8 protein-coding genes are annotated in these 9,160 nt (G+C 43.9%); 6 read left to right on the top strand and 2 right to left on the bottom strand.

What is annotated here, in order from left to right; all coding sequences use genetic code 11:
- Positions 1-89: 89 nt before the first annotated feature.
- The gene (locus tag MD535_RS24555; RefSeq protein ID WP_265677812.1) at positions 90-551 is read right to left on the bottom strand and encodes a DUF1842 domain-containing protein; all 462 of its coding nucleotides are present in this window, start codon (positions 549-551) and stop codon (positions 90-92) included.
- Between the two features lie 771 nt (positions 552-1,322).
- Here MD535_RS24555 and MD535_RS24550 point away from each other — a divergent pair.
- Genes MD535_RS24550 through MD535_RS24540 form a run of 3 tightly spaced genes read left to right on the top strand, consistent with a single transcriptional unit; the run spans position 1,323 to position 3,922 of the window.
- The gene (locus tag MD535_RS24550) at positions 1,323-1,793 is read left to right on the top strand and encodes a hypothetical protein (RefSeq protein WP_265677810.1); all 471 of its coding nucleotides are present in this window, start codon (positions 1,323-1,325) and stop codon (positions 1,791-1,793) included.
- A 25-nt stretch (positions 1,794-1,818) separates the two neighbouring features.
- Positions 1,819-3,189 (top strand): magnesium transporter, encoded by a 1,371-nt coding sequence (gene mgtE / locus MD535_RS24545; protein WP_265677809.1) that lies wholly within the window; start codon positions 1,819-1,821, stop codon positions 3,187-3,189.
- 19 nt (positions 3,190-3,208) lie between these two features.
- On the top strand, positions 3,209-3,922 hold the full coding sequence (locus tag MD535_RS24540; protein ID WP_265677808.1) for an MgtC/SapB family protein: 714 nt from the start codon (positions 3,209-3,211) through the stop codon (positions 3,920-3,922).
- A gap of 96 nt (positions 3,923-4,018) precedes the next feature.
- Here the strand turns inward: MD535_RS24540 and MD535_RS24535 are convergent, their stop codons facing one another.
- Entirely contained in the window at positions 4,019-4,396 is a 378-nt protein-coding gene (locus MD535_RS24535) for a SirB2 family protein (protein ID WP_265677806.1), read from the bottom strand.
- 443 nt (positions 4,397-4,839) lie between these two features.
- Between MD535_RS24535 and MD535_RS24530 the strand changes: the two genes are divergently transcribed.
- The 3 genes from MD535_RS24530 (at position 4,840) to MD535_RS24520 (ending at position 8,927) form a co-directional block, all read left to right on the top strand.
- The gene (locus MD535_RS24530; RefSeq protein WP_265677805.1) at positions 4,840-6,210 is read left to right on the top strand and encodes an NAD-dependent succinate-semialdehyde dehydrogenase; all 1,371 of its coding nucleotides are present in this window, start codon (positions 4,840-4,842) and stop codon (positions 6,208-6,210) included.
- 150 nt (positions 6,211-6,360) lie between these two features.
- A complete protein-coding gene (gene mltC / locus MD535_RS24525; RefSeq protein ID WP_265677804.1) occupies positions 6,361-7,464 on the top strand; it encodes a membrane-bound lytic murein transglycosylase MltC in 1,104 nt (367 codons plus the stop codon).
- A gap of 230 nt (positions 7,465-7,694) precedes the next feature.
- On the top strand, positions 7,695-8,927 hold the full coding sequence (locus tag MD535_RS24520; protein WP_265677803.1) for an NAD(P)/FAD-dependent oxidoreductase: 1,233 nt from the start codon (positions 7,695-7,697) through the stop codon (positions 8,925-8,927).
- Positions 8,928-9,160 lie beyond the last annotated feature (233 nt).

The raw sequence follows: 9,160 nt of genomic DNA, 5'->3' as shown, positions 1-9,160 counted from the left end.
CTAGTAGAGGGCTTTTTTATATGATCTTATTGCCAGTATGCTTAATTTAACAAAGGTAAATAGTGATACATCTACCTTACAGGTGACAATTAAATAGTCTGTACTGGGATGTTTTCCATTTGAACCGGTGTGTGGTCCTCGGTGTAATAGGTATAGGTCGCGACAATACCATCGTATTGGCTATTCACGAGTAATCGAAGTTCAACATTTGGTAATAATGCAGGGCCTGGGCCAAAGCGTGGATCCCAAGAACCCGGCATAACAGGATACCCTGTTGCTACAATGAGGTTATTGCATTCAGATTCACCCATCACACACAACGGTGTTGCATCACCGTTTAACTTGGTAAAGTGCGGCTTATCAAGGTGAACAGATGGATGACTCACCTCACCAAAACCGCTTACCGTTCCGGTTTTAGGATGAATAGAGAGAGTCAGATTAAACTCAACACCACCCAAAACCCCCGGTGTGGCAATACGGTACTCACGATGCTCAACTTTGTGACTTGTTGATGATTGACCTAGCTCATTAACTTCGCTTGTTTCTGACATGTTATGTTCCTTTTATTTTCTACGACTTCCTAAGTAAGCACGTAAATTTTAATTCAACGAACGATAGAAACCATTACACGACATTACACGTTTACGGGGTAGTTAATTGAGGTATCTATCATTAGATTACTCGCTTGGTCATTTGTAAGTGAATATTTCATTGACGGTAAGTTAGTTTGACAATCAATTAAATATTCCCTACGATGCACTCGATTTTACAGAACAGTAATTTCACTCTAATTTTTAAATACAGGAATAATAGGAACCTATGGACTCTTCGAGTAGTCGAATAATAAAGTTTGGTGTTTTCGGTGGAACGAATATGCCCATGGTTTCTTGTCTGACAATAGTCTAATGACTATGCCAAGGGAAACCCTTGGCATAGGTGAACGCTCACTCCCCTCCCTGTTAACTCCAAACATTTCAAAGTCATATCAATCACATACACGTTGATTTAAATAGTCAACATGATAACTATTGGTTGTGGCTATTATCAAAAAGATTATTAATTTATCATTATAATGAAGCATCCGATCATATTATGAATGTGATCGCGACTATTGGATTCGCCACAACCCTGCTGTGGATCTAATTATAATAACACTTCATCTTAATATTAAATTCTACTTATTTGGTATAGTCAAACTCATCAATTATTGTCAATGTCGACGCTTGGCTTATACTTATTTATTTGGCTGATATTTATATCATTTTGGTATGATATCACCTGTTTGGTTTCTTTGTTCTTATCCTATTTTAGGAGATACAAAGATGATAAAAACATTGCTTTCGATAGCAGGAATTAAGCAAGCTAAATCAGCGCGACTTGTTCCTGTGGAGCACTTCGTTAACACTGGTATTTTATGTGTTGGCGAAGACCTCTCACTCCAAGATGTGCGAGTAATAGCACGCTCAGCCTCAGACTTTCATGCCGTCGCGGCCATCTCTAAAAGCGGCTACTACCTTGGTCTATTGCCGCTAATTCATTTACTCACCGCTAACCCAAAGCAATTGGTTTCCGAGTTTATTTTTGCACGCAATCATTACATATTTTCGTCTGAAAATACTGACCAAGCATCATGGCAATTAACCCATAGCCGATGGAATATCCTACCTGTACTGAATAGTGAACATCGAGTCATTGGCGTATTCGAACACAATAATGCTCGTGCATTAAACAATCACAACCAACACCTAAACACGCCAATCAAGCACTCACTACGTCTATCAACTTGCGCCTAAGCCCAATAGTTTCAAGGAAAATTCTATGACTTTTTACAACATATCCCAAGAGCTAATGTCGCTTCACATTAGTCAAAATCAATCAGCAGTGCAGCGTTTCCTTGCGTCACACCCATTAGCAGATTGCGCAGAGGCTTTTGTAGCACTTATCGATGACCAACAACTGAATGTACTGGAAGTACGAGATTTATTTCGCTTAATGACCCCTGAATCCCAAATTACATTATTGGAATACCTGCCACTTACTTTACAGACCAACCTTGCGGAATACCTAGACATCACTGAGCTCGTTCAATTAACACAAAACATGGCTCACGATGAACGAGCAGACCTCATCGCAACCTTGTCTATTCCATTACAACAACAAGTTCTCAGTACTATCGAGCACGAGCATCGCGTCGATATCGAGCAACTGACCTCTTACCCGCAAAGCAGTGTTGGCGCCATCATGACATCAGACTTTGCCACCTTAGCGATGAATAGTACCGTTGAAGATGCCATCAAGCAGCTTAAGCATATCGCACGTGACAGCGAAACCATTTATCAAGCGTACGTGGTTGATGTTCAAGAATGCCTACAAGGCACTGTTTCATTACGAGATTTGATTCTCGCCAAACCACTGCAAACCATTTCTGAGATCATGACCCGGGTATGTATTTTTGTGCGTGTCGAAGAAGCTCAACATATCGCATCTCAAGCGATACGAAAATACGACCTACTGGCACTTCCGGTACTAGACATTAACAACCGCTTAATTGGCATTGTCACTTATGACGACGCCATGGACGTTGCCGAAGAACATGTTGACCGTCATATCCACAAAACAGCCGCCGTCAATTACTCAGGAAACTTAAAGGACGCTTCCATTACCCTGATGTACCGAAAAAGAGTGTTTTGGTTGGTACTCTTAGTTTTTGGCAATATTTTTTCAGGAGCAGGTATCGCTCACTTTGAGGACATGATCGAAAGTTATATTGCCTTGGTTTTCTTTTTACCATTACTCATTGATAGCGGCGGTAACGCTGGCTCTCAGTCAGCGACATTAATGGTGCGCGCACTCGCCACTGGTGACATTATCGCTAAAGACTGGGCAAAAATGCTGGGCAAAGAACTGATGATTGCCGCCTTACTAGGGATCACGATGGCCTTAGCGGTTTCTTTTTTAGGGTTTTGGCGCGGTGGGTATGATATCGCGCTCGTCGTTGCGGTAACGATGCAAATCGTCGTACTTGTCGGCTCCGTCGTCGGGATGTCATTACCATTTTTGCTCAACAAAATGAAACTCGATCCCGCTTCCGCCAGTGCGCCTTTGGTCACATCCATTGCTGATGCGTTAGGGGTTCTTATTTACTTTTCCGTCGCATCGTTAATTCTTGATATGCCCGTCAGTATTTAGCCATAATGAAGAGAATATTATGATCATATCTGAATTAACCACTTTTCTTTTGCCGCTTATGGTTGCCTCAGTACTTGGCGCAACTGTTGGTGTCGAACGACAGTGGCATCAACGAATGGCTGGTTTGAGAACCAATGCGCTGGTGTCACTGGGTGCTGCCAGTTTCACTTTGATGTCAACGCTAGAAGTCAATGACGCCAGCCCTACACGTATCGCGGCTCAAGTCGTTTCAGGGATAGGTTTTCTTGGTGCAGGGGTCATCATGAAAGAAGGAGCCAATATCCGCGGGCTCAATACTGCCGCTACGTTATGGTGCTCGGCAGCCATTGGGGTAATGGCTGGTGTGGGGCAAAACACGGGTGCTTTCACAGTTGCACTCATGGTGCTTGCCACCAATACGCTGCTACGCCCACTTGTCTCTGCGATAAACCAACGCCCTAATCTTCATACGCAGCAAGATGAAAGCTGGTGGCGGTATCACGTGGAAGTCATGTGTCATCATCAAGAGGAGCCCTATGTTAGGGCGTTATTATTGCAAGGCGCGTCGGATGGTATTTTACAACTTCAAAAACTCGACAGCGAAAGCATTCAAGGTGAAGAGGTGTCTCAGGTACGTGTGTACTCATCCATTCTTGTTAATAAGAGAACGGATCACAACATCGAAAAGATCGTTGGGCGCTTGAGTTTAGAACCCTCGGTTTCATCGGCTTGTTGGCAGGTATCGGAAGCTTAATTTATTAATATTACACGCTAGGGCATCCCAACTAAAATAGGAGAGTAAACGCAATGATTCGTTCACTCTCCTATTTACCTCAAATTAAGCCCATTATTAGCCAAGTACAACCGGAGCATGGAGCTTACCGATAACAAATATCAACGTAAAAATGATGCAAGTTAGTGACGTTAAGATAGCGCGAGATTGTCGACTTTGGTGAGGTCTGAAGACCAACATTGCACTGCCCACGTAAGCGATAAAAAGTATGAATTTTTCGGTCAACCAAGGATCAAAAAATGGGTATTGTTTAATCGTCAGACACAATAACAAGGCACTGATAAGCATCATAAACGTTAATAGCTGATGCATCGCAAGTGCAAACTTGTTTTCAATGAGGGCCGACGCATTAAAGCCCCACATCGCCCTTAATAAAAAACTAATGAAGCTAAGTAAAACAAGTGCAACATGTGCCTTTAAGATCAGAGAGTACATAACTATCCTTAACACTATTTTTACATTCAAACGTGCGTTTAAGGTATGCAATAGGGGTGAAGAGTTCTTTGATGTAAATCAAATGTTTCTCTTTTGTTTCTCTTCCGGATATTGGTTGCTGTTTTTTTGTTTCACCCACGCACTCAGACAATCGCTATTCGCACTCCGTTCTCTTTTTCTATAACGATACATCGAGCAAATGGCATCACGTTGATACGTTATTTTGCGCAATATTATCCATTCGAATATCAGATATTAAAGTCGCTCACTCTCCCACATCACTCGTATAGGCGAACAGGAAAAGACGATTACTGTAGGATTTGTCACATTTCCACCAATATAAACTATTCAAAAATCGGGCAAGAAAATAGCGTAGGCACATTGCCGAGAAGAGCAAGTATCCCCTTACCATAAGCATTAGTTTTGCCCCCCGGAGAAACGAAATGACAATTAGAACATTGAATCCCTACACCAACCAAATCGAAAAGTCTTTCCCAATTATCGATAACACACAGGTCGAGCAAACACTTGGTCATGCGCATCATGCTCACCTGCAGTGGCAAGGCACATCGTATGCCGAACGAGCGGCGCTACTCATGAAAGTCGCTGATATTCTGGAAACGAAAAGTGACGAATATGCCAAGCTAATGACGACAGAAATGGGCAAGCTTCATCGTGAAGGCGTTGCGCTTGAGCTTCCTCTCTGCGCACAAATCTGTCGCTACTACGCGACGAATGCGGAACGATTTCTTGCGCCTGAGCCTATCGAAGGTGTGAGCGCTGGCTCCGCGTTTATCGAAAGCCGACCTTTAGGGGTGATCTATGGTGTAATGCCTTGGAACTTCCCTTTTTATCAGGTGATTCGTTTTATCGCCCCTAACATAATGGCGGGCAACAGTGTGGTGTTTAAACACGCCTCCAACGTTCCTCAGTGTGCGCAAGCAATCACACAACTCTTCGAACAAGCTGGGCTTCCTAACCACTTAGTCAATCATCTTTTCATCGCGTCTAGCCAATCAGAGCTAATCATTGCAGACAACCGTGTACAAGGTGTTTCACTCACTGGCAGCGAAAAAGCTGGGTCCAATGTCGCGGCCCTAGCAGGTAAGCACTTGAAAAAAGTCGTGATGGAGCTAGGCGGCAATGATCCATTTATTGTCCTAGCTGATGCCGATATAGATAAAGCGGTAGAACTTGCTGCCATTGCCAAAATGTTCAATTCAGGGCAAGTGTGCATTAGCGCCAAACGCTTTATCGTAGACGATAGCGTCTATGATATTTTCATCGACAAGTTCGCTTCCGCACTGGCAAGCTTAAAAGCGGGCGATCCGATGTTGGATGAAACAGGGTATGCGCCATTGGTGAATATTTCTGAACGAGACCAGTTGCTTTTACAAATACAAACCGCCGTGTCGCAAGGCGCCCAACTCATCGTAGGCGGAGAAGCAGAAGCTTTAGAAGGTGCATGGCTAAAACCAACCATTTTGGCTGGTATCACACCAGAAATGGATGTCTTTGACCAAGAGCTCTTTGGTCCGATTGCCGTGGTGTACCGAGTCAACTCAGAGCAAGAAGCCATTGAACTGGCAAATAATAGCTCTTACGGGCTCAGCTCTGCCGTAATATCACAAGACGCTGCACGAGCGCATCACGTCGCTAATCAATTGCATTGCGGCGCATCATTCATTAATACCTTCTCTATGTCAGAGGCTTGTTTGCCATTTGGCGGGATTAAAAATTCTGGCTTCGGTCGAGAGCTAGGGCGTCTTGGCATAGACGAATTCGTCAATAAAAAGCTTGTTCGAACATTATAAGAGATTCATCATCGCCCCTTTCGATTACGGTATATAACGGTGAAGGGGCGATTTTTCTTAAATACTCACTCATTGCGAAAAATAATTCCCTCAACAAGGAAACCATTAGATACTTGCTCATGTATCGTTTATCTCATTGAGTACCAACCCTTGAAGAAAGCACTTTGCCTATCTTTACTGCTGCTAATTACTGGTTGCACGCCTTCTGGTTCATCACAAACTAATCAATCCCAGCCCACGACCAATCCGGTTATGTCTCCCACAGAGAAGCAGGTTATTACTCAGTTGCTCAGCTATGTCGTCAAGCAAGGAAAAGCAAAATGGGGTGAAGATGACTTTGTGCAAGCGGGAAAGCACCGCTACGTAAAGTATCTAGATGGTTACCAAACTCGGGCTCATATTGATTTCGATAAAGGCAAGATATACGTCTCGACCATCGCTCAGAGTGACTCGCACAGCAAACTCAAGAAAGCCATCGTACAAACCTTACTTATGCCTGCAGACCCAAAAGATGCCGAGCTATTTAGCGACAAAGCCGCCGCTTTAAAAGGTAAACCGTTTTTACTTAATCAAGTTCTCGATCAAGATGGCAAAGCGATTGAGTGGCAATGGCGAGCAAACCGCTACGCTGATCATTTAATGACGCATCAGCTTAAACGCAAAAGCATAAAACGTGGCACTGCCTATTATGTTGAAATTACCATGGTTAAGAATCATCTAGAGCAGAGGGAATACCAATACGCCTCACTCATTCAAGCTGCGGCAAAACGTTATGGGTTAACTGAAGATCTGATTTACTCCATCATCAAAACAGAGAGTAGTTTTAACCCTTATGCGGTCAGCCATGCTGGCGCGTATGGGTTGATGCAAGTCATCCCTAAAACCGCTGGTGCTGATGTATTTAATTTGGTGAAAAAGAAACCAGGTATTCCAACCAAAGCGTACCTCTTTGATCCTGCCAACAACATCGATACTGGCGCGGCGTATTTTTACATATTGAAAAACCGTTACCTGCGTGAGGTCAAGCACCCAACGTCTCTGCACTTTAGTATGATTTCGGCCTACAACAGCGGTACCGGAGGTGTGCTCGCAACTTTTCATCGCGATAGAAAACAAGCGATGAACAAACTAAATAACCTCGCGCCAAAACAACTTTATACCGCTTTGACTACGCAACATCCAAAAGATGAAGCGCGGCGATACCTGCAAAAAGTGCTGTATTTTCAAAAAGAATTCAACGAAACCACCCTATAAAACGGTCTCCTCATGACCCAAAACAGGAAAAGATTCGTGTAATGATCTTTTCCTTTCTCTTTCAACCATTATTACAACTGTGTAATAGTCATTTTTAAATTAGCGGGATTATCAATATAAACCGTTCCAATACAATAGCGCCATTCCGTTTGTACTGAAGACTTAACCTTTAGCACAAACCCTATTTTTAGCAACGTCTATCACGATTGCTTGGGCTATTGGAGCACATCATGTCAAAAATCGTAGTCGTCGGCGGCGGTGCAGCCGGCCTTGAATTAGTGACCCGCCTTGGAAGAAGTTTTGGCCGTCGTGGGCAGCATGACATCGTTCTGATCGAACCTGCAAGCCATCACTATTGGAAACCTCGTCTGCACGAAATTGCGGCTGGCACTTTTGATTCCGAGCTCGATGCGGTTAGCTATTTACAACATGGCTATTGTAATCAATATCAAACCATCCAAGCATCAATGAGCCGTCTTGATCGCCAACGAAAAGAAATTGAAGTTCGTGACGCTCAAGGGCAAACCTCAATGGTCAATTACGACTATTTAGTGATTGCGGTCGGTGCCGTCAGTAATGACTTTAAAACCGAAGGCGTGAGTGAGCACTGCTTATTTCTCGACTCTGCGCAGCAAGCACAACAAGCATGGGAACAAATTAATCCTCTGCTGCGTGCACAGGGTGAACACCACATCTCTATTGTGGGTGCTGGCGCAACAGGCGTAGAGCTTGCTGCAGAGCTTGCTAAGGTCAATGAAAAGCTTAATCGCTACCGCCACGACGCCAACTTAAAGGTAACGCTTATTGAAGCCTCTGAGCGAATTCTCCCAGCGGGCCCGGCTTGCATGTCTGAGAAAGTTCATAACGCTCTGGTAAAAAACGGTGTAGAAATCAAAACCAACACCCGAGTAAAACGAGCGGAGAGTGGCAAGTTGATCACAGCGAACGGAGAAGTCATTAATGCAAACTTGCAGTTATGGGCAGCAGGTATTAAGTGCGCACCGTGGCTGGCTCAGCTTGATGGACTAGAAACCAATCGCCTCAATCAGTTAAAAGTGAATGCGACCTTAACGACAACAGTAGACGACAGCATTTTTGTCATTGGCGACAGTGCTGAATGTCCACAACCCGACGGCAGCGTTGTACCGCCAAGAGCACAAGCAGCAAATCAAGCCGCTGGGCACTTAGCGACACAGATAAAACGCAGGCTAAAAGGAAAAGAGATGAAACCGTTTGTATTTAATGACGGTGGAATGGTGATTGCGGTTGGGCACAACTATGCCGTGGGTAGCTTGATGAATAACAAACTCATTTTGCGCGGTCGCTTAGTTCGCAACCTATACGACACCATCTTCCGACTTCATCAACGTATTCTCTTTGGTTGGGGTCGAGTCACCGCTCTGGTTGTGCTAAAGCGATTGAAAGGCACACTCAACCCTTTTTACAAAAATAACATTTCATAATTTATTACTCATGAACTAACGAAGAGAAGACACCCACTTCTCTTCTTTCCTTGCTATGTTGGAACAACCATTATGTGGATGACGCTTCGCCAATCTTTACCTCTGCAGCTACTACTCTCTGCTGCGGCCGCTTGGGCTCTCGCAAGCTTACTGCCCTTGCCTAATGAAATTGCTCAGCAAAGTTGGTATCAACTGATTATGCTCGGTAAAACCACCTACCTTGGATTATTAAA

Source organism: Vibrio qingdaonensis, from assembly GCF_026191675.1.
In the GTDB taxonomy this organism is placed as follows: Bacteria; Pseudomonadota; Gammaproteobacteria; order Enterobacterales; family Vibrionaceae; genus Vibrio; species Vibrio qingdaonensis.
Note: the sequence above shows the minus strand (reverse complement) of the source record. Positions and strands in the feature narration are given on the sequence as shown.